At 70.8% G+C, this 20,064-nt stretch carries 17 protein-coding genes; 11 read left to right on the top strand and 6 right to left on the bottom strand.

Features of this window, described 5'->3' with window-relative positions:
• Positions 1-226: 226 nt before the first annotated feature.
• Positions 227-2,374 (bottom strand): S9 family peptidase, encoded by a 2,148-nt coding sequence (locus CLV56_RS00790; protein ID WP_039352543.1) that lies wholly within the window; start codon positions 2,372-2,374, stop codon positions 227-229.
• Positions 2,371-3,714 (bottom strand): DNA polymerase IV, encoded by a 1,344-nt coding sequence (locus tag CLV56_RS00785; protein WP_039352546.1) that lies wholly within the window; start codon positions 3,712-3,714, stop codon positions 2,371-2,373. Before CLV56_RS00785 ends, CLV56_RS00790 begins: the two co-directional genes overlap by 4 nt.
• Before the next feature lie 116 nt (positions 3,715-3,830).
• On the opposite strand from CLV56_RS00785, the gene CLV56_RS00780 reads away from it, so the two are divergent.
• Positions 3,831-4,877, top strand: a complete 1,047-nt coding sequence (locus CLV56_RS00780; protein ID WP_039352548.1) for a DUF4192 domain-containing protein — start codon at positions 3,831-3,833, stop codon at positions 4,875-4,877.
• A gap of 33 nt (positions 4,878-4,910) precedes the next feature.
• Positions 4,911-6,389 carry a glutamate-cysteine ligase family protein gene (locus tag CLV56_RS00775; RefSeq protein ID WP_039352551.1) on the top strand — a complete coding sequence of 493 codons (1,479 nt, stop codon included), beginning with the start codon at positions 4,911-4,913 and terminating at the stop codon, positions 6,387-6,389.
• Positions 6,390-6,405: 16 nt separating this feature from the next.
• Here the strand turns inward: CLV56_RS00775 and CLV56_RS00770 are convergent, their stop codons facing one another.
• Complete coding sequence (locus CLV56_RS00770; protein ID WP_039352555.1) at positions 6,406-6,867, bottom strand: hypothetical protein; 462 nt, start codon at positions 6,865-6,867, stop codon at positions 6,406-6,408.
• Between the two features lie 98 nt (positions 6,868-6,965).
• Here CLV56_RS00770 and CLV56_RS00765 point away from each other — a divergent pair, with 98 nt between their 5' ends.
• The 4 genes from CLV56_RS00765 (at position 6,966) to CLV56_RS00750 (ending at position 10,100) form a co-directional block, all read left to right on the top strand.
• The gene (locus CLV56_RS00765; protein WP_039352558.1) at positions 6,966-7,370 is read left to right on the top strand and encodes a universal stress protein; all 405 of its coding nucleotides are present in this window, start codon (positions 6,966-6,968) and stop codon (positions 7,368-7,370) included.
• Between the two features lie 203 nt (positions 7,371-7,573).
• The gene (locus CLV56_RS00760; RefSeq protein WP_211287949.1) at positions 7,574-8,860 is read left to right on the top strand and encodes an RNA polymerase sigma factor; all 1,287 of its coding nucleotides are present in this window, start codon (positions 7,574-7,576) and stop codon (positions 8,858-8,860) included.
• Between the two features lie 139 nt (positions 8,861-8,999).
• Positions 9,000-9,605 carry a rhomboid family intramembrane serine protease gene (locus CLV56_RS00755; RefSeq protein ID WP_039352560.1) on the top strand — a complete coding sequence of 202 codons (606 nt, stop codon included), beginning with the start codon at positions 9,000-9,002 and terminating at the stop codon, positions 9,603-9,605.
• A 129-nt stretch (positions 9,606-9,734) separates the two neighbouring features.
• Complete coding sequence (locus tag CLV56_RS00750; RefSeq protein WP_157805024.1) at positions 9,735-10,100, top strand: hypothetical protein; 366 nt, start codon at positions 9,735-9,737, stop codon at positions 10,098-10,100.
• Between the two features lie 18 nt (positions 10,101-10,118).
• On the opposite strand, the gene CLV56_RS00745 is transcribed toward CLV56_RS00750, so the two are convergent.
• On the bottom strand, positions 10,119-10,601 hold the full coding sequence (locus CLV56_RS00745) for a DUF456 domain-containing protein (protein WP_039352565.1): 483 nt from the start codon (positions 10,599-10,601) through the stop codon (positions 10,119-10,121).
• A gap of 145 nt (positions 10,602-10,746) precedes the next feature.
• Between CLV56_RS00745 and CLV56_RS00740 the strand changes: the two genes are divergently transcribed.
• The 4 genes from CLV56_RS00740 (at position 10,747) to CLV56_RS00725 (ending at position 16,549) form a co-directional block, all read left to right on the top strand.
• Positions 10,747-11,916: a hypothetical protein gene (locus tag CLV56_RS00740; protein ID WP_157805023.1), complete on the top strand. Its 1,170-nt coding sequence runs from the start codon at positions 10,747-10,749 to the stop codon at positions 11,914-11,916.
• A gap of 114 nt (positions 11,917-12,030) precedes the next feature.
• Positions 12,031-13,116 carry a hypothetical protein gene (locus CLV56_RS00735; protein WP_100414233.1) on the top strand — a complete coding sequence of 362 codons (1,086 nt, stop codon included), beginning with the start codon at positions 12,031-12,033 and terminating at the stop codon, positions 13,114-13,116.
• Positions 13,117-13,274: 158 nt separating this feature from the next.
• Positions 13,275-14,375 (top strand): hypothetical protein, encoded by a 1,101-nt coding sequence (locus tag CLV56_RS00730; RefSeq protein ID WP_039352574.1) that lies wholly within the window; start codon positions 13,275-13,277, stop codon positions 14,373-14,375.
• A gap of 110 nt (positions 14,376-14,485) precedes the next feature.
• Positions 14,486-16,549 carry a hypothetical protein gene (locus CLV56_RS00725; protein ID WP_039352577.1) on the top strand — a complete coding sequence of 688 codons (2,064 nt, stop codon included), beginning with the start codon at positions 14,486-14,488 and terminating at the stop codon, positions 16,547-16,549.
• A gap of 91 nt (positions 16,550-16,640) precedes the next feature.
• Here CLV56_RS00725 and CLV56_RS00720 read toward each other — a convergent pair whose 3' ends face one another.
• Positions 16,641-16,871: a DUF7455 domain-containing protein gene (locus tag CLV56_RS00720; protein WP_039352581.1), complete on the bottom strand. Its 231-nt coding sequence runs from the start codon at positions 16,869-16,871 to the stop codon at positions 16,641-16,643.
• A 281-nt stretch (positions 16,872-17,152) separates the two neighbouring features.
• On the opposite strand from CLV56_RS00720, the gene CLV56_RS00715 reads away from it, so the two are divergent.
• On the top strand, positions 17,153-19,243 hold the full coding sequence (locus tag CLV56_RS00715) for a DNA gyrase/topoisomerase IV subunit B (protein WP_100414232.1): 2,091 nt from the start codon (positions 17,153-17,155) through the stop codon (positions 19,241-19,243).
• Positions 19,244-19,552: 309 nt separating this feature from the next.
• Here the strand turns inward: CLV56_RS00715 and CLV56_RS00710 are convergent, their stop codons facing one another.
• Positions 19,553-20,056, bottom strand: coding sequence for a beta-class carbonic anhydrase (locus tag CLV56_RS00710; protein WP_039357550.1), 504 nt, complete (start codon positions 20,054-20,056; stop codon positions 19,553-19,555).
• Positions 20,057-20,064 lie beyond the last annotated feature (8 nt).

Below are 20,064 nucleotides of genomic sequence, written 5' to 3'. Positions count from 1 at the left end.
CCCGATCTGGCCGTCTGATTCCGTCCGGCACTGGAAAAGACGTACGGGGCGTGCTAGGAGTGCCCGTCTCAGCCGTTTCTTAGGTCACAACCGCGGAATCCGGGACAACGTGCCGCCAGACCCTGCAATCACAGGCGATCACGTGGCCGGCCACCTGGTCGTACGGGTGGGATCCGGCTGCTTCCACGGGGGCTGGACGCCGAGATGGCTCAGAATGTGATGAGCATCACGTCGACGACGGGACGGGTTCGTACGGGGCGCCGGCGACGTCGATCACCCAGGCCAGCTCGTAGGCCCGCTCCTTCCACGACTCGTACCGACCGCTGACGCCGCCGTGGCCGGCCGACATCTCGGTCTTGAGCAGGACGTCGGCCCCCGCGACGTCGCGCAGCCGAGCGACCCACTTGGCCGGCTCGACGTACAGGACGCGTGTGTCGTGCAGACTCGTCACGGCGAGGATCCGCGGGTAGTCCTGCTCGCGGACGTTCTCGTACGGCGTGTAGGACTTCATGTAGGCGTAGACGTCCGGGTCGTGCAGGGGGTCGCCCCACTCGTCCCACTCGATCACGGTCAGGGGGAGCGAGGGGTCGAGGATCGACGTCAGCGCGTCGACGAACGGGACCACCGCGAGGATCCCGGCGAACGCGTCCGGTGCGTCGTTGGCGACCGCCCCCATCAGCAGCCCGCCGGCGCTGCCGCCCTCGGCGACGAGCCGGTCCGCCGAGGTCCACCCGGTCGTGGCGAGGTGACGGGCGCAGTCGACGAAGTCGGTGAAGGTGTTCTTCTTCGCCAGCATCTTGCCGTCGTCGTACCAGCCGCGTCCCATCTCGCCGCCGCCGCGCACGTGCGCGACCGCGAACACCATCCCGCGGTCGAGCAGCGACAGCCGGGAGACGCGGAACGACGGGTCCATGCTCGCCTCGTAGGCGCCGTACCCGTAGATCATGGCCGGCGCACTGCCGTCGCGGGGAACCCCGCGGCGCACGACCACCGACACGGGGACGTGCGTACCGTCGCGGGCGACGACCCACTCGCGGTGCTGCTCGTAGTCGGCCGGGTCGTAGCCGCCGAGGACCGGCTGACGGCGACGCAGCACGAGCTCGCCGGAGCCGACGAGGTAGTCGTAGACGGTCTCGGGTGTGACGAAGGAGGTGTAGCCGATCCTGACGAGCGGCTGGTCCCACTCCGGGTTCGAGCCGAGGCCGGAGGTGAACAGCGGCTCGTCGAAGGCGATCGGCTCGGCCTCGGGGAGCGGCGCGCCTGCGGCGAGACCGTCGAGCCGGATCAGTGCGACCTGGGCGAGGGCGTCCTTGCGCATGCTCACGGCGAGGAAGTCGGCGAACGCGTCGACGTCCTCGAGGCGGACCTGGTCGGAGTGGGCGATCTCCGTGCGCCAGTGCTGCGGCGAGGGGTCGTCGACGCCGACGCTGGCGAGCGTGAAGTTCACGGCCGCGTCGTTGTGCAGGACGAGGAAGCGGTCCTCGCCGCCGATCACGGCGTGCTCGACGGAGTACTCGATCCCGTCGCGGCGCCGCGCGACGACACGGAAGTCGCCGGTCGGGTCGGCGGCGTCGAGCACCCGGACCTCGCTCGTGACCTTCGAGGACGAGACGACCATGAGGTAGCGGTCGCTGCGGGTCGCGCCGACGCCGGTGAAGTAGCGCTCGTCGGTCTCGTGGAAGACCAGCGCATCCTCGGCCGCCGCGCTGCCCAGCGCGTGCCGCCAGACCTTGTCGGGTCGCCACGCGTCGTCCACGGTCGAGTAGAACAGGTGGGTCGCGTCGAGCGACCAGGTCGCGCCGTAGGACACCCCGGCGATCTCGTCCGGGTGCACCTCGCCGGTCCTCAGGTCCTTGACCCGCAGGGTGAAGCGTTCGTCGCCGGTCGTGTCCGTCGAGTACGCGAGCAGGTGGCCGTCGCGGCTCACGCTGAGGGCACCGAGCGAGAAGAAGTCGTGTCCCTCGGCCTCGGCGTTGGCGTCGAGCAGCACCTGCTCGCCCGGGATGTCGGCGACCGAGCCGTCCGCCACCTCCAGGGTCGGGGGAGTCCAGTCGGTGGGGTCGTCGACCGGACAGCGGCAGTGCACCGCGTACTCGCGGCCCTCGAAGGTCCGGGCGTAGTACCACCAGTCACCGCGCCGGACCGGCACCGACAGGTCGGTCTCCTGGATCCGCGAGCGGGTCTCCTCGAAGAGTCGGTCCCGCAGGTCCTCCAGGTGGGCGGTCCGCTCGGCCGCGTAGGCGTTCTCGGCCTCGAGGTACGCGAGGGTGTCGGCGTTCTCCGGGTCGCGCAGCCACTCGTAGTCGTCGACCACCTCGTCACCGTGATGGACCCGGACCTGCGGCTGCTTCTTGGCGACGGGAGGGGTGCTCATGCCTCGACCGTACCCGCTCGCAACGCGGGGTCGTCCGCGTCCAGGGTGCGTACGGGGCCGGGTCCGGACAGGCGGGTCTCGAAGCGGACCGTGACGCGCCCCAGACCCGATCCCCAGACCCATCCCGGACCGTGCTCGTCGTGCACGACGTCGGCGCCGGGCACCCAGCGGCGGCCGCCGGGTCCGCCGGGGCGGGCGCGGGCTCCTGCGGTCGTGACCGTCGGGTCGGGGTCGGGTGCGTCGACCGGCTCGTGCTTCTCGGGGGCACCGCTGAACAGGTCGTCCTGGACCCAGTCGGCCAGCCCGGACATCCCGACCCCGATCAGGCGGATCCCGCCGCTGGTGTCGACCTCGGACAGCAGCGACCGGGCCGTGCGGACGATCACCCGGGCGTCGTCGGTGGGACCGGCCAGCGTGGTCGAGCGGGTGTGCGTCTCGAAGTCGTGGTGACGGACCTTGAGGGTGACGGTCCGTCCGGAGAGCCCGGAGCGTGCGAGGCGCTCGGCGACGCGCCGGCCCATCCGCTCCGCGATGTCGCCGAGCACCCGCGGGTCGGTCAGGTCGATCTCGAAGGTGTCCTCGACGCTCACGGACTTGGCCTCGCGCTCGGCGACGACCGGGCGGGGGTCGATCCCGCGCGCGAGGGCGGCCAGCGCCGCGCCCGAGGAGCGGCCGAGCAGCGAGCGCAGATCGTCGTCGGCGACCGCGCGGACCTCGTCGACGGTGGTCACGCCGATCCGGCGCAGCCGCTCGGCGGTGGCGGGACCGACGCCGGGGATCGCTCGGGCCGACATCGGGCCGAGGACGTCCGCCTCGGTGCCGGGCGGGATCACGCGGACCCCGTCGGGCTTGGCGAGCTCGCTCGCGATCTTCGCCATCAGCTTGGAGGTGCCGATGCCGACCGAGGCGGTCAGCCCACCCGTCCGGGACGCGACGTCGGCACGGACCTGCTCGGCGATCGCGTGGAGTGCGTCGGGATCGAGGTCGCGCGCCTCGTCGGACGCGGCGAGGTCGACGAACGCCTCGTCGAGCGACATCGGCTCGACGAGCGCCGAGAGCTCGCGCAGGCGGTCCATCACGATCCGACTGGCGGCGCGGTAGGCGTCGAAGCGACCGCCGAGGTACGCGGCGTGGGGGCAGCGCGCGCGGGCCTCGGCGGTCCGCATCGCCGAGCGGACGCCGTAGACGCGCGCCTCGTACGACGCGGTGGACACGACGCCGCGCGGCCCCAGTCCGCCGACGACGACGGGCTTGCCGCGCAGCGACGGCTTGTCGCGCTGCTCGACGGCGGCGAAGAACGCATCGAGGTCGAGGTGGAGGACGGTGGCGTGGCGCCGCATGCCGTCATTGTCGCGGTCGGGAGTGACGGTCGTCCGGCGGTGGTCCCCAACGCCCCCGCATCCACAGCGGTGGTCTCCACACGGTCGGACGGCCCCGTACGCGCCACGGGGGACGCATGCCTGACGTCCTTCGCGCCCGCAGCCTCGCCGACCTCGTCGGCGTCGTGCCGATCCTGCTCGGATTCCACCCCCGCGACTCGCTGGTCGCGTTCTGCCTGCACGGGCCCGGCGGGCGGATCGGGTTCCGGCTGCGTGCCGACCTGCCGGAGCTCGGAGAGCTCACCGAGCTCACCGAGCTCCTCGCCGCCCACCTGGCCTCCCAGCAGCCCGACGCGGTGGTCGTGATCGCGTTCGCCGAGCACGCCGGCGTGGCGGACGAGGCCGTGGCCGCCCTGGAGGCCGCGTTGGCCCGACACGACGTCGACGTGTGCGAGGCCGCGCGCTTCGACGGTCGACGGGCGTACTCCCTGCTCTGCGACGACCCGGGCTGCTGCCCGCCCGAGGGTGTCCCGTGCGACGCCGCGACGTCGCCGATGCTGGCGGAGGCGGTCTTCCGCGGTGTCGAGGTGCTGCCCGACCGGGAGGCCCTCGAACGCCGGTTCGCACCGCAGAGCGGTCCGCTGGTCGACGAGGTCGCGGCCGCCGTGTCGAGGGAGCGCGCCCGGATGGTGCGGCTGCGTCGTGAGCTCAGGCGGGAGGGGCGTCGCACCCGGCGCTCGCTCGAGACCGAGCTGGCGCGGGCCGGGGCGCAGCGGGTGCGCGACGTCCTCGACCGCCTGGGGGCCCGCGGAGCGCCGGGCGCGGAGGAGATCGCGACCCTGGCGGTCTGGAGCTCGCTCGTGGGAGTCCGCGACGTGGCGTGGGCGCGGATCGACCGTGCGACGGCGCCCGACGCCCTCGGGCTGTGGCGCACGGTCGCGACCCGGGTCCCGCAGCGCTGGGTGGTCGCGCCGCTGTGCCTCGCGGCCTTCGCCGCCTGGCTCAGCGGGGACGGCGCGCAAGCCCAGTGCGCGCTCGACCGGGTGGAGGATCTCGACCCCGACTGCTCGATGGCCGCGCTCGTGCAGAAGGCCCTGACGCACTGCCTGGACCCACGCTCGTGGGAGATGCCCGGCGACGCGCTCGGTGCCGCAGGCGTGCGCGAATCGCCGCGGGTCTCCTAGTCTGGGAGCGCGACGGCGCGAGGGGAGTTGGCCATGGGTCAGGACGTCGACGACCAGGTGTTCAGCCGGGAGGACCGTACGGCCTTCCGCGAGAAGGTGCGCTCGTGCCTCGACGTGTTCTCACGGATGCTCCGTGACACCCGGTTCGACGCCGCCCGACCACTGACCGGGATCGAGATCGAGCTCAACCTGGTCGACGAGTCGGGGGAGCCGGCCCTGCGCAACGCCGAGGTGCTGGAGGAGATCGCCGACGAGGACTTCCAGACCGAGCTCGGCCAGTTCAACCTCGAGATCAACATCGACCCGCGGCCCCTCGACGCCGACGGTCTCGGGTCGTACGAGAAGACGATCCGCGACGACCTGAACCACGCCGAGCAGCGAGCCGCCGGGATCGGGGCCCACCTGCTGATGATCGGGATCATGCCCACGCTCGGGCCGGGTCACATCACGCCGACCACGATCTCGGCCAACCCCCGCTACGCCCTGCTGTCGGAGCAGATCCTGGCAGCGCGCGGCGAGGACATCGCGCTGGCGATCGACGGTGCGGAGCGGCTGCGCAGCACCGCGGACTCGATCATGCCGGAGGCGGCCTGCACGAGTGTCCAGCTGCACCTCCAGGTCGGTCCGGACGAGTTCGCCGACCACTGGAACGCCGCACAGGCGATCGCCGGGATCCAGCTGGCCGTCGGCGCGAACTCGCCGTTCGCGCTCGGCAAGCAGCTGTGGGCCGAGACCAGGATCCCCATGTTCGAGCAGGCGACCGACACGCGCAGCGAGGAGCTCAAGGCTCAGGGCGTCCGCCCGCGCGTGTGGTTCGGAGAGCGGTGGGTGACGTCGATCTTCGACCTGTTCGAAGAGAACGTCCGCTACTTCCCGGCGCTGCTGCCGGTGCTCGACGACGAGGACCCGGCGGCCGTCCTCGCGGCCGGTGACGTGCCACGGCTCGCCGAGCTGACCCTCCACAACGGCACGATCTACCGGTGGAACCGCCCGATCTACGCGGTCGTCGGAGACCAGCCCCACCTGCGCGTCGAGAACCGCGTCCTCCCCGCCGGCCCGACCGTCGTCGACACGGTCGCGAACGCCGCGTTCTTCTTCGGGCTCGTCCGGACCCTGAGCATGGCGGACCGGCCGCTGTGGACCCAGATGTCGTTCAGCGCCGCCGAAGAGAACTTCCACCACGGTGCTCGCGACGGGATCGAGGCCCAGGTCTACTGGCCGGGCGTCGGGACGGTCGGCGCGAGCGAGCTCGTGCTGCGGCGGTTGCTCCCGCTGGCGGCCGACGGGCTCGACACGTTCGGCGTCGACCCGGCCGAGCGGGACCGCTACCTGGGGATCATCGAGCAGCGCTGCCTCACCGGTCGCAACGGCACGACGTGGCAGGTCGCGACCTTCGACCGGCTGCGTGCCTCCGGGATCAGCGAGCGCGCCGAGGTGCTGCGGCAGCTCACCCACGAGTACCGCGAGCGGATGCACAGCAACGAGCCGGTGCACACCTGGGACGTCGGCTAGCGGCCGGCGCGCGGCGTCAGCTCCGCGGCCGCACCCGCGCCCACTGGCGCTGCGGGCCGTCCGGCCAGGCGCGCCAGCCGTACCGCGTCACGACCAGCAGGGCGCTCGGGGACGAGACGACCGTGCGGACCGCGGACCACCACGCCGCGTCGCTGGTCGTCGGCTGCAGGTCACCGTGGCGCTCCCACACTCCGATGTAGGCGCGCGGGTCGTCCCCGGAGCCCGACGTCAGCCGGAGCACGACCTGGCGGCGGAGCTCGTCGTCGACGGTGAGCGCGGCCGGCTCCGGCGCGTCCCACCACCCCACGTCGGCGATCCGGCCGCCCTCGCCGACCGCGAGCAGCCGGAACCGCGGATCGGCCTTGCCGTGCCCGCAGCGTGCCGAGCGCTCGCCCACGAGGTCGCGAGCGAGCGACGAGGCCGTGATCGGATCCAGGTCGGGGAGGTCGGGGACGGGACCCCGGGGAGCGGACACCACGTCCTGATCCTGACCCAGATCTGGGCGTTCGCGCTCCGGGTGTCCACAGCCGCGCGAGGGGCTAGGGTCGGGGTGAGCAACCCACAGAGGAGGAGCGGATGGGCACCATCGTCGTCGGTTACGTCCCGAAGCCCGAGGGGCACGCAGCTCTCGCGCGCGCGATCGAGGAGGCGAGGCTCCGAGAGGCCCACCTCGTGGTGGTGAACTCGCACCGGGGCGGCCGCGAGTTCGACGACGAGGACGCAGTCCAGACCGAGGCCCAGCTCGCCGAGGTCCGCGAGAAGCTCGCCGACACCGGCGTGAGCTCGGAGGTCCGCCAGCTCGTCCGCGGGATGGACCCGGCCGACGACCTGGTCAAGGTCGCGACCGAGACCGACGCGGACTTCATCGTGATCGGGCTGCGCCGCCGCTCGCCGGTCGGCAAGCTGATCCTCGGGAGCAACGCGCAGCGGGTGCTGCTCGACTCCAAGTGCCCGGTGATGGCGGTCAAGGCCGACAGCTGAGTCGCCCTCGGCTCGAGGTGTCGAGCCGCTCGACCGCGGCCGCGGAAGGTCACGGTCTGATTTCGACCGCCAGGGTGTTCGTGGTTCCGTGAGAGCGCGTGGCACACTGGGACGAGCGCCGCGGTTGACGGGAGGCCGGTGGACCGCGCCCTTGAACGCCTGCAGCGACCTTTGGTCCGAACACCCCCCAAGGGAGTCACCTCGTGGTTTCAGCGTCCGACAGCCGAGCACGCAAGACCGTCGCCGCGCAGGCCAGTAGCGCGCGCACCAGCGTGAAGTCCTCGACCGGATCGAGTCCGACAACCGCGAAGAAGGCGGCCGCCAAGAAGGCCCCCGCGAAGAAGGCGCCTGCGAAGAAGGCGCCCGCGAAGAGCGCCGGCAAGAAGGCGTCCGCCGCGGCGACCGTCGCCACCGTGGTCGTCGACGAGAACGGCAAGAAGGTTCTCCCGGACATCCCGGACGCCGAGTTCGAGAAGGATCTGAAGACCGATCCGACCCTCAAGGAGGACGAGGCGTCGGGCTTCACCATCTCGGCTGCCGACGACACCGACGAGCCGGAGCAGCAGGTCACCGTCGCCGGCGCGACGGCCGACCCGGTCAAGGACTACCTGAAGCAGATCGGCAAGGTCTCCCTGCTGAACGCCGGCCAGGAGGTCGAGCTCGCCAAGCGGATCGAGGCCGGCCTCTTCGCCGAGGAGAAGCTCGCCACGGGCAAGCGGCTGTCGGAGTCGATGACCGAGGAGCTCGAGTGGATCGTCGAGGACGGTCGCCGCGCGAAGAACCACCTCCTCGAGGCCAACCTCCGCCTCGTCGTCTCCCTGGCCAAGCGCTACACGGGCCGCGGCATGCTGTTCCTGGACCTGATCCAGGAGGGCAACCTCGGTCTGATCCGCGCGGTCGAGAAGTTCGACTACACCAAGGGCTTCAAGTTCTCGACGTACGCGACCTGGTGGATCCGCCAGGCGATCACCCGGGCGATGGCCGACCAGGCCCGTACGATCCGCATCCCGGTCCACATGGTCGAGGTGATCAACAAGCTCGCCCGTGTCCAGCGGCAGATGCTGCAGGACCTGGGCCGCGAGCCCACGCCGGAGGAGCTCGCCACCGAGCTCGACATGACGCCGGAGAAGGTCGTCGAGGTCCAGAAGTACGGCCGCGAGCCGATCAGCCTGCACACGCCGCTCGGCGAGGACGGCGACTCCGAGTTCGGCGATCTGATCGAGGACTCCGAGGCGATCGTCCCGGCCGACGCGGTGTCGTTCACGCTGCTGCAGGAGCAGCTGCACGCGGTGCTCGACACGCTCTCCGAGCGCGAGGCCGGCGTGGTCTCGATGCGCTTCGGCCTGACCGACGGTCAGCCGAAGACGCTCGACGAGATCGGCAAGGTCTACGGCGTGACCCGCGAGCGGATCCGCCAGATCGAGTCGAAGACGATGAGCAAGCTGCGTCACCCGTCGCGCTCGCAGGTCCTGCGCGACTACCTCGACTGATTCGTCCGACGCGGTCTCGGCAGGCTCAACCGGCGGCTGGTGCTCGTCGGGTGAGCTGATGCCCCTCTGCCGAGCTCGTCGCTTCGCCGGTCGAGCTCGTCGAGACCGCTCCCTGGCCCGCGCCGATAGCCTGGATCGCATGACGACACCGACCACCCCGACGCGACGCAACGCGCTCGGTCCGATCGTGCCGGTGCTCGTCCTGCTCGGCGCGATGTGGCTGCTCGAGCTGGTCGACACGCTCCCGAGCGTCTACCTCGACCAGCACGGCATCGTGCCGCGTGCGACCGACGGGCTGTACGGCATCCTCGCGGCACCGTTCCTGCACGCCGGGTTCGACCACCTGATCGCGAACACGACGGCGTTCCTGGTGCTCGGCAGCCTGCTGGCGTACACGGCCCGCGGGCGGTTCTGGCCGGCGACGCTCGGCATCGTGCTGCTCGGCGGGCTCGGGACCTGGCTCATCGGTGCGCCGTACTCGATCCACGTCGGTGCGAGCGGTCTGATCTACGGGTACGCCGCGTTCCTCGTGGTGTGGGGGATCGTGACGCGGCGGATCGTCGCGGTGCTGGTCGCGATCGTGGTCGTCGTGCTGTACGGCGGGATCGTCGGGGGTGTCCTTCCGGGCCAGCCGGGGATCTCGTGGGAGGGGCACCTCTGCGGGGCGCTGGCCGGGATCGGCATGGCGTGGTGGCTCGGTCGTCGCGACAACTCCGAGCGCCCCCGTCGCGGCATCCCGTGGTGATCTGCCGGCCGTCCCTCCTGACGAACGATGATGCATCCGGGCCACTGACGGGTCCGGATGCATCGTCGTTCGTGGAACCTGAGTACGGGAGCGCTGTCGTACGGCGCCACGGGCGGGGAGGCTGGCAGCATGCGCCGGATCCTGGTCTTGCTGGTCGTGCTCGCGAGCGTGCTCGTGCTCGGCGGGTGCGGTCACTCGTGGGCCTGGCGGCAGGCGGACCTGGACCGCAACCGCTTCGACCTCGGACTGTTCCGCGGGGCGCGTGACGCGAGCACGCTGTCGACGTGGACCCGGTACGGCACCGTCGTGTCGGCGACCGGCGCGGCCGAGCACGGTGACGACGCGCCTGACCTGGCGATCGTCGTGCGGTACGAGCGGACGACCACCGACTGGGCGTTCAACGAGAAGGACGAGGTCGCCTGCTACCGGTTCGAGGTGACCGCCGCCGACCTCGACGGCGTGGCGTTCGCCGGGGAAGACTGCCCCGGCGACTGACCGGCGGGGGGCGTCGGCTCAGGTCAGAACCACGCCGGCAACCCAGAGGCTGGTCGAGATCATCGCGCCGGCGAGCTCGATGAGGATCGACAGCCCGGCCGCCTTCATCGCGTGCACCGTCGCGGTCCATGCGCCCTCGTGCGTGCGGTGCCGCGCGAGCTCGTGCAGGTAGACGCCCAGCACGAATCCGACGAACAGTCCCAGCACAGGGATCACGAAGAACCCGATGACTCCGAGCACGAACCCGAGCAGCATCGCGCGGCCCGGGACGCCGGCGCGCTGCAGTCGCCGCCCCGGGATCGCGTACTGCACGACCAGCGTCGCGCCGTACACCACCGTGGCGGCGACCAGCACGGCCCAGGCCGCCGGCTCGGCGACGACGACCGCCCAGACCACGATCGCGATCCAGACCAGCAGCGACCCGGGGAGGATCGGGACGATGATCCCGGCGATCCCGACGAGGATCGCGAGGCCGACGAGCACGGTGCCGAGGGTGTCCATTCGGACAAGGGTGCCAAACCCGGTCGGGGGAGCGGCGATCGATACCGGATCGTTGCCGGGCGCAACCCGATCGGCGCACGATCCCCGTTAGCGTGCACGGTCGGACCGCGTCGCGTGGGCACGGCCGCCGACGGAAGGAACGGGCATGCGCCGCCGACGGATGACGGCACGAAGGAACGGGCCGTCGGGCCGTGAGAATCGCCGTGGTCGGCTGACGTCGGTGCTGAAGGCCGGAATGGCTGTCGTCTTGGTCGCTTCGGGCCTCTCGCTCGTGCCGACGGCGAGCGCGGAGGCCGAGGACGATCCCAGAATCGTGTTCACCCGAGCGCCGGGGCGGATCATCGGACAGAGATATCCCTCGCCCACGCTCGCGTTCGAACTGCGCGGCGCGAACGGCCATGATGTCGCGTTCCGGTGTCGTTCTCACAGCCAGCCCGTCGTGACCTGCTCAAGTCCCTACACTCCGGAGCATCCGATGAATCGGGTGTCCCAGGGCCACGTGCGTGTCGAAGCCATCGACCGGGAGACGGAAGAGCTGATCGCGGTCGCCGAGCGTCGGTGGACTCTCGACGAGGAGGAGCCGTTCGCCTCCGCCGTCCAACGAGGCGAGTACTACTCGTTCCGCATCATCGCTGAGCCGACGGCGACCTTTCGGTGGCGGATCACGGACCGGGGCGTCGCACGCTCTGGTTTCGCTTCAATGGACGTGCGCGTCTCACGAACGTCGCTACGATCCGAGCGGTCGCGGCCCTGGACCTACCCGCGCCGGCTGCGCGGAATCACCACCCGGTCGGTGCGGGTGCACGTGAAGCCGGGTCAGGTGGTGTGCGTGCAGCCGCGCCTGCGCGACCGCGTCGGGAATCAGACCATCTGGGCGGCCTCCGGACGCGTGTGCGCCAGCCGCGTGTTCCGTCCCCGCGATCACCGTCGGCGCGGACCCGTGAAGATCGTCAGGGGCAAGCGTTTTCCAGGTGGTCGTTCGATGCGCCTCCCTCCCTCGTCCGTCAAGGCGAGGATCTCGGTGCGCGTCCCCCGTCGGGCGACCCCGTTCGTCGTCTTCAGCAAGCGCAAGGGCGACGAGTTCCTCGTTGCGCGCGGGCCGAAGGCCGGCTGCTTCCCGAGAAGGGACTGGATCGACATCCGGGACCGCCGGAACCGGCACGGTCTGGTCGAGGAGATCCGCCTGCCGATGCGACGCAGCGGACGTGTCTCGATCCGAGCGGGGGATTGGGACCGACGCCAGTTCGTGCAGGGCATCGGCTTCGCCCCGCGGTGGGTCTACCCGCACGACTGGATCTGCTACTCAGACCTGTGATGAGGGAAGCGCTCGACCCGCTGGTTCGAAGGAAGGACTGACATGGCTCGCCGGATCACGGGACAGCCTCATGACGTCTCGCGAGAGCACGGTTCGCGACCGAGGTGGCTGGCGGTGCTGGCAAGCCTGCTCGTCGTGACGGGGCTCGTCGTCGCGCCGACGTCGGCCGCGGAGGCGGAGGACGACCTGAGGTTCGTGTTCACCCAGGCTCCCTGGCGGTTCACGAGCGACTACGAGCCGTTGATCGAGTTCGAGCTGCGGGGCAGCACCGACCCCGAGCGCGAGCACCAGATCTCGTTCAGGTGTGAGTCGGACAACCTGCCGTTCGAAGGGTGCGACAGCCCCTACGCACCCGTCGGGACGGGGAGGGACCAACGGGTCTTCGTCCGGGTCGAAGCCCACGACACACGTACGGGCGAGGTGCTCGCCGTCGCCGAGCGTCACTGGCTCTGGGACAACATCCCGCCCGGCGGGTCACCGATCTACGCGGGGACCGACTCGAGGTTCCACGTCACGACGCGGCCTCGGACCACGTTCCGATGGGAGACGGTCGATGAGCCGTACGGGTCGGGATTCGCTGAGATGGACGTCCGGATCACCCGGTCGTCAGCGCGCGCGAAGCGTCGACCGCCGTGGACCTACCCCCGCAGGCTGCAGGGCGTGGCGACCCGGTCGGTGACGCTGCGGGTCAGGCCCGGCGAGGTCGTCTGTGCCGATGTGCGCTTTCGCGACCGCGCGGGCAACCAGTCTCGCTGGCGCGAGCGAGCCACCCTGCGGCAGTGCGTCAGCCGGGTGTTCCGTCTCCGGGATCATCGGTTGCTCGGCCAGTACTCGATCGTCAAGGGCAAGCGCTTCGCGAACGGGCGTGCGGTTCGACTCCCGCCCAAACCGACGAAGTCGAGAATCTCGCTGCGGGTCCCACGTGGGTCCAGGCCGGTGATCGTCTACACCGCGCGCAAGGGCGGGGAGCGCTTCCGCGCGAAGGGACCGAGGACCCGGTGCTCTACCAGATGGACCGTGGTCTACCGGAACCGCGTCCGCCGCAAGCGTCACAGGGTGATCGACTGGATCTCCGTGCCCACCGACCGCACGGGACGCGTCTCCGTCCGATCGGGGGACCCGGAGCGAGGCGCTCTTCTCGAGGGCATCGGCTTCGCGCCGCGGTGGGTCGAACGGAACGTCTGGCCGCCCCGGTGCTGATCGGTCGACGCAGCAAGATAGGCGCTGGCGCTCAAGGCGTCACAGCGTCGTAACGATCCGAGCCCGGCGCTGGAACCCACCGTGCAACCTGCGTTTTCGTAGAGACCCTCGGCGCCGGACCGATGTCGGTGCACCGCTGACCCACAGGAGACCGCACGTTGACCCCCGCACGGCGCCGCTCGACCGATCCGCTCTCGTTCTCACTCACGATCGCGCTGCTCGGAGCGCTGCTGGCGCTGGTGCCGACCGGTGCCCCGGCCGCGGTCGCGGCTGAGAGCCAGCAGCCGGAGGCGCGTCTGGAGGTCCTGCGGAAGCCGGGTCTTTCCAAGGGGTGGCCTGACGAGGTCGAGATCGCGTTCCGGGTCGTCGGTGCCGACGACAACGACAACCTCGACGTCGACTGCTACTTCGGTGGTCCGCGCGTCACGTACGTCCGCTGCACCCACCTGGGTCGGGGTGTCTTCGAGTACGTGGGTCCCGCCCCGTCCAGCTGGTTCTTCGTGGACGCGACGCAGCGTTCCCCGGACGGGTCGACGCTGTTGTTCGCGTGGCGGAAGATCGCGTGGACGGTCGACCTCGACCGACCCGACGTCGGGGACGTGCCCGATCGGCTCCGCCAACGGTCGGTGGCGAAGCGACGCGTCGCCTTCCGGTGGAAGGCGGTCGACGACACGCGTGTGACGTCGGTCGACGTCCGCGTCCGACGGGGTGCCTCGCACGCGCGTCGTCCGACCTGGACGCGCCACGGGACGCTGCGCGGACCGGATCTCCGTTCCACCGTGGTGCGCCTGCGGCGGGGCGAGAGCGTGTGCGTCCAGGTGCGGCCCCACGACCAGGTCGGCCGGGTGGGCTCGTGGCACGACGTCGGGTGCGCAACCCGTGCGTACGGACTGACGCGGACCCGGTTCAGCGACGACGTCCGCCGGATCAGGGGTCGGCGTTTCTCCGGCGGCTGGGCCGCGATCCTGCGTGACCACGGTGACGTGGCGCGCGTCCGGGCTCGTGCGGGCTCGCGGGTCGCGCTCGTGGTCACCCGCTCGCGCCGGACCGGGATCGCCGTGGCGTCGCTGCCAGGGCGTCGGTCCCGCACGATCGGATTCGTGACGCACCGGCGCGGCAGTGCCCGCCACGGCCGGGTCACCGAGCTCCACTGGTTGAGGGCGCGACGGTCCGGCCATGTCCGGGTGCGCGGCGACCTCACGCGCCGAGTCGTGGTCCTGGAGGGCGTGGTCGTGGTCCCACGGTGGGCACGCCGCTGACGATCGATATCGGATCGTTGCCGAGACCATCCAGTCCGGCGGGCTTCGACTCGTAGGCTGCCGGGGCGAGTCGCGACCCGGGTGCGCGTCCGCCCGACGAGGAGGAGCGCATGCGCCACCAGCGCAGGACGTCCGAACGACGGCTGCCGGCGGTGGTGCTGGCCGTGATGCTCGCGGTGGTCGGCGGGCTGGTCGTTGCGCTGCCCGTCGAGCCGGCGGTCGCGGCAGTCGGGACCTGGAGCCTGCCCGCTGGGTCCGTGTGGTCCGCTCAGGAGCGGAGTGTCGGTCAGTCGTTCGAGCGTCTGCGCGCCGACGGAGATCGCGTGGTCGGCGTCCGTGCGGAGGACGCCGGCTACGCCATCAACCTCTCGACCGACGGCGGGCGGACCATGCGAGCTCCCGTCCACCGAACCGGGGCAGCCTGGGTCGACCTGGTCGTCGCCGGCAACCGTGCGTACGTGCTGGCGAATCCCGGCGACAGCACGATGGAGCTCGACGTGTGGGACACGGCGACGCGTGAGCGGGTGGCGACGTACCCGGTCATCGGGGTCCCGGGCCAGGACGGCGGACAGCTCGCCGTGGACGGTGACACCGTCGTCGTGGCCGCTCGCTCGCAGCCGCAGACGGCCCGCAACGACGCGATCATGGTCAGCGTCGACGGCGGACAGGACTGGGAAGTGGTCCTCCCGGGCATCGACGCCGACGGGGTCGCGGTCGCCGGCGACGACGTCGCGGTCATGTACGAGGACCTCGGGGACCTCCGCGCGGTCGTCTCGCACGACCGGGCCGTGACCTGGCCCGACGACCTCGAGCTCGCGTCCGGGCCACGGGACACGGAGCTCATGGCGGGGCCGGCCGGATTCGTGGTCGCGTACACGGGCTCCGACGGGCTGATGACTCGCCGGTCGGCGGACGGCACCGTGTGGAGCAAGCCGACGACCGTTTCCGATTCCCGCCCGTCAGAGCTCACCGTGAGCAGCTCGGGGGACGGCTACGTGATCGGTGTCCCCCGGAGCTTCACCCCCGACACGATGTTTCTGCGCAGCGTGGACGGTCGGACGTGGAAGAGGGTGGACCTGACACCCCGAACGGGGGGAAACTACCTGGCGTTCAGGGACCGGTACGGGCAGATGCTGACGATCACGCCGACGCGGCGGGGGTTGGCCCTGGTGACGGTCGAGTACGGTCGCCGCTACCTGGTCAGGAGCGTGCCGGCACGGTTCGCGCCTCGGGTGAGGATCACCCATGCCCCGAGCCGGTACACCGACACCAAGCTGCCCGTGATCGGCTTCGAGCCGGCGAACCCGTCGGAGACCTGGCTGTGGGAGTGCGCCTCGGACCTCGACTTCTTCAAGACGTGCGCGAGCCCGTACCAGGCGGAGATTCTCCAGTACGAGGACGACCACCGTGTGCGCGTGCGGGCGATGGCTGCCGCGGACCCCTCGACCTACGCCTCGACGCGCTGGGCGTTGGACCTGCGTCCGCCGGTTGGAGAGGTCCGGGGCCGCGTTCCGAAGGTCACCCTCAAGCCCGTGGCGCGATTCCGGTGGAAGCGACCGTGGGACGCATCGGGGATCGCTCACTACGACCTCCGGGTCACGACGACCTCGCAGCGTGCCGGCCGGATGTCTCAACGGTGGCGGCGGCTCAAGGCGACACAGAAGACCGAGCGGCGGATCCGGATCCAGCCCGGCACGATCGTGTGCCTGCAGGTCAGGCCGAACGACCGCTTCGGTCGTGTCGGCCGGTGGCGATGGATCGGGTGCTCGGCGCGCATGTTCACCGACGACGAGGTCCGGATCCGCCGCAAGGCACGCGTGGTGCGCGGCAAGCGGTACGTCGACCGCAAGGCGATCCTGGTCGAGTCGAGCACCGGTCGCTCTGTCGCCCGGCCGAGCGTGGTGCTGCCGCGGATCAAGCGCGGCTCCAAGGTCTACGTGCTCCAGTACGTGACCTCGACCTCCCGGGGATTCTGGGTCAAGCTCGCCGGGAAGAAGCCGACCCACCTCCGTCCGAAGGCGAAGTACAAAGCCCGGAAGAAGCACCTCCTGGCAGCGGTCGGCCGGAGCGAAGCGAACGGTGCGGTCCGTCTGAACGCGGCTGAGCATCGCGCTCATCTGGACGGATTGGCGGTCCGTCCTCGCTGGGTGCGGGGTTCGAGCGCATCGTGGTAGCCACCGGCGGGCCGCCACGCTGACCGCACGCACGAGGGGCCCCGTACCGGATCGGTACGGGGCCCCTCGGACGTGCGGTGAGAGGTGTCGCTCAGCGCTCCTCGTCGACGGCGGTCGCCGGGGTCTCGTGGAGCTTGTCGGACTCGTCGTGGATCGTCGACGCGACCTCGCGCAGCTTCTCGTCGTGCCGGCGCGCGTGGTGCGCGCAGAAGAGCAACTCGAACCCGTTCGACATCTCGACACGGACGTAGGCCTGGGCGCCGCAGCGGTCGCAGCGGTCGGCGGCGCTGAGGGCAGCGTCGGGGGCAACGGCAGTCGTCACGTCTGACCTCTTCCTCTCGTGGTAGCCCTTGATCGTCTACCCGGATCAACATCCAATCACGGGCTGGTGTTCCCGGACACCGTTCTCGCGATGCGGCGTCACGTTCGACCGTACCGGCTCGTGGCAACCGATCGTGACGACGCGCGGCGCGGTGTGGCGAGGGACACGTACGGCGTGGCCCCGGCGGCGAGGGGCACGACCCCGCCCGTACGGCGCGACGTGGCGACACGCCGGGACGCCGGGGCGGCCGGGGACGCAGGAGCGTCGGCGGCGCTCGGTAGATTGGGCTCGTCCCCTCGACCAAGGAGCGCGTCATCGACACCGAGTACAACGCCCGCAACCTTCTCGTGCTGGAGGGCCTCGAGGCCGTCCGCAAGCGCCCGGGGATGTACATCGGATCCACCGACACCCGCGGGCTGATGCACTGCCTGTGGGAGATCATCGACAACGCGGTGGACGAGGCGCTCGGCGGGCACTGCGACGCGATCGAGGTGATCCTGCACGCCGACGGGTCGGTCGAGGTGCGCGACAACGGTCGCGGCATCCCGGTCGACACCGAGACCAAGACCGGCCTGTCGGGCGTCGAGGTCGTCTTCACCAAGCTTCACGCGGGCGGGAAGTTCGGCGGCGGCTCGTACGTCGCGACCGGCGGCCTTCACGGCGTGGGGGCGTCGGTGGTCAACGCACTGTCGGCCCGGCTCGACGTCGCGGTCGACAAGGGCGGCGCGACGTGGGAGATGTCGTTCCGGCGCGGCGAGCCGGGGCAGTTCGGCGGCGAGGGTCCGACGGCACCGTTCACCGCAGCGAGCGGGCTCAACAAGGCGGGCCGGGTCAAGAAGGCGCTGACCGGCACGCGGGTGCGCTACTGGGCGGACCCGCAGATCTTCATCAAGGGAGCCCAGTTCAGCTACGACGAGCTGGTCGGGCGGGCGCGGCAGACGTCGTTCCTGGTGCCGGGCCTCGAGATCGTGATCCGCGACGAGCGGGGCGCCGAGCCCGCGGAGGAGCGCTTCAAGCACGACGGCGGCATCGCGGAGTTCTGCGACTACCTCGCGTCCGACGGGCCGGTCACCGACGTGCTGCGCCTGGAGGGCAGCGGCCACTTCACCGAGACGGTGCCGATCCTGGACGACAAGGGTCACATGACGCCGGGCGACGTCGAGCGCGACCTCGGGGTCGACGTGGCCCTGCGGTGGGGGACCGGCTACGAGACGACGCTGCGGTCGTTCGTCAACATCATCGCGACGCCGAAGGGCGGGACGCACGTCGCCGGGTTCGAGCGCGCTCTCACCAAGACGTTCAACGAGGTGCTGCGTTCGACCCGCCTGCTGAAGAACGGCGACAAGGACGTGATCAAGGACGACGTGCTGGAGGGGATGACCGCGGTCGTCACCGTCCGGCTCGCCGAGCCGCAGTTCGAGGGCCAGACCAAGGAGGTGCTGGGCACTCCGCCGGTCTCGCGGATCGTCGCGAAGGTGGTCTCCGACGAGCTCAAGACGTTCCTCACCTCGACGAAGACCGCGCAGAAGCCGAAGGCCCGCGCCCTGATGGAGAAGGTCGTCGCCGCGGCACGGACCCGGGAGATGGCCCGCCAGCAGCGCGAGACGCAGCGCCGCAAGAACGCCCTGGAGTCGAGCACGCTCCCGGCGAAGCTCGCGGACTGCCGCAGCAACGACGGCGACCGTACGGAGCTGTTCATCGTCGAGGGAGACTCCGCGCTCGGCACGGCGAAGTCGGCGCGCTCCTCTGAGTACCAGGCGCTGCTGCCGATCCGCGGCAAGATCCTCAACGTCCAGAAGTCGTCGGTCGCCGACATGCTGAAGAACGCCGAGTGCTCCTCGATCATCCAGGTCGTCGGGGCCGGGTCGGGCCGCACGTTCGATCTCGAGCAGGCACGGTACGGCCGGGTGATCTTCATGGCCGACGCGGATGCGGACGGCGCCCACATCCGGTGTCTGCTCGCGACGCTGTTCTTCCGCTACATGCGCCCGATGGTGGAGGAGGGTCGGGTGTTCTCGGCGGTCCCGCCGCTGCACCGGATCGAGCTGACGAACCCCAAGAAGGGGATGGACAAGTACGTCTACACCTACTCCGACCACGAGCTCCAGCGGAAGCTCGCCGAGCTGACGAAGAAGAACCTCCGCTGGAAGGACCCGATCCAGCGCTACAAGGGTCTCGGTGAGATGGACGCCGATCAGCTCGCGGAGACCACGATGGATCCGCGGCACCGGACGCTTCGTCGCCTCACCGTCGACGACGCCGAGGAAGCGAGCAGTGTCTTCGAGCTCCTGATGGGCAACGAGGTCGCGCCGCGCAAGGAGTTCATCGTCCAGGGCGCGTACGAGCTCGACATGGACCGCATCGACGCCTGACGTCCGGCCGGCGCCGTACCGGCTCGTGATCGGCGTAATGCGGCCGGCGTCGTCCGCCGCAATGGGCTGGTGTCGTCGACCGCAGCGGCCCGCGTACGGCGCAGGATGCCGTCCGCGGCACCGTGACGGTCTCCGTAGCCAACTGGGCAGACCCGCACCTGACGCTGATGGTTTCCCGTGCCCAGTGACAGCCTTCCGAGTTGGCTACGCAGACTGCGTTGGCTACGCAGACTGCGCAGCCAGCCACTGCCGCCCGGATGGTCTCCGTAGCCGGCTACGGAGACCACCACGGCGCGCGGTGGCGGGGCATCAGACCACGTGCTCGAGCAGGCCGGTGTCGACGTCGTAGAGGAAACCGCCGGCCTTGACCGTGTCCGGGATCAGCGGGTGCGACGCGATCTTGTGCACCGACTCGGCGAGCTCCGCGCGCTGGTCGGTGATCGCACCGAGCGACATCCAGGTCGCGTCTGTGCCGCTCGAGGCCCCGATGCGGCCCTGCAGCTCCTGCTCCGAGGCGCTCGCCATCGCACAGCGGGTGTGCTCGATGACCAGGACGCGGTCGACGTTCAGCAGATGCGTGCCCAGGACGAGGGCGACCAGCACCTGGTCGGTCACGCGCCCCCCGGGGTTGCGCAGGATCTTCGCGTCGCCGGCGCTCAGGCCGACCATGCGGAGCGGGTCGATCCGCGAGTCCATGCAGGTCACGATCGCCACACCGGCGCGAGCGACACCGTCGAAACCACCCAGCGCGAAGTCCTGGGCGTACGCGCGGTTGGCATCGAGCAGGTCGGCGAAGTCGGAGTTCTCAGCCATGGGCCGAA

The sequence above is a fragment of the Mumia flava genome (assembly GCF_002797495.1).
GTDB classification, from domain to species: Bacteria; Actinomycetota; Actinomycetes; order Propionibacteriales; family Nocardioidaceae; genus Mumia; species Mumia flava.
Note: the sequence above shows the minus strand (reverse complement) of the source record. Positions and strands in the feature narration are given on the sequence as shown.

Excerpts from the sequence above, each read along its gene's own strand:
- CLV56_RS00790 (WP_039352543.1), bottom strand. The coding sequence starts at position 2,374 with ATGAGCACCCCTCCCGTCGCCAAGAAGCAGCCGCAGGTCCGGGTCCAT.
- CLV56_RS00785 (WP_039352546.1), bottom strand. The coding sequence starts at position 3,714 with ATGCGGCGCCACGCCACCGTCCTCCACCTCGACCTCGATGCGTTCTTC.
- CLV56_RS00780 (WP_039352548.1), top strand. The coding sequence starts at position 3,831 with ATGCCTGACGTCCTTCGCGCCCGCAGCCTCGCCGACCTCGTCGGCGTC.
- CLV56_RS00775 (WP_039352551.1), top strand. The coding sequence starts at position 4,911 with ATGGGTCAGGACGTCGACGACCAGGTGTTCAGCCGGGAGGACCGTACG.
- CLV56_RS00765 (WP_039352558.1), top strand. The coding sequence starts at position 6,966 with ATGGGCACCATCGTCGTCGGTTACGTCCCGAAGCCCGAGGGGCACGCA.
- CLV56_RS00755 (WP_039352560.1), top strand. The coding sequence starts at position 9,000 with ATGACGACACCGACCACCCCGACGCGACGCAACGCGCTCGGTCCGATC.
- CLV56_RS00750 (WP_157805024.1), top strand. The coding sequence starts at position 9,735 with ATGCGCCGGATCCTGGTCTTGCTGGTCGTGCTCGCGAGCGTGCTCGTG.
- CLV56_RS00745 (WP_039352565.1), bottom strand. The coding sequence starts at position 10,601 with ATGGACACCCTCGGCACCGTGCTCGTCGGCCTCGCGATCCTCGTCGGG.
- CLV56_RS00740 (WP_157805023.1), top strand. The coding sequence starts at position 10,747 with ATGCGCCGCCGACGGATGACGGCACGAAGGAACGGGCCGTCGGGCCGT.
- CLV56_RS00725 (WP_039352577.1), top strand. The coding sequence starts at position 14,486 with ATGCGCCACCAGCGCAGGACGTCCGAACGACGGCTGCCGGCGGTGGTG.
- CLV56_RS00710 (WP_039357550.1), bottom strand. The coding sequence starts at position 20,056 with ATGGCTGAGAACTCCGACTTCGCCGACCTGCTCGATGCCAACCGCGCG.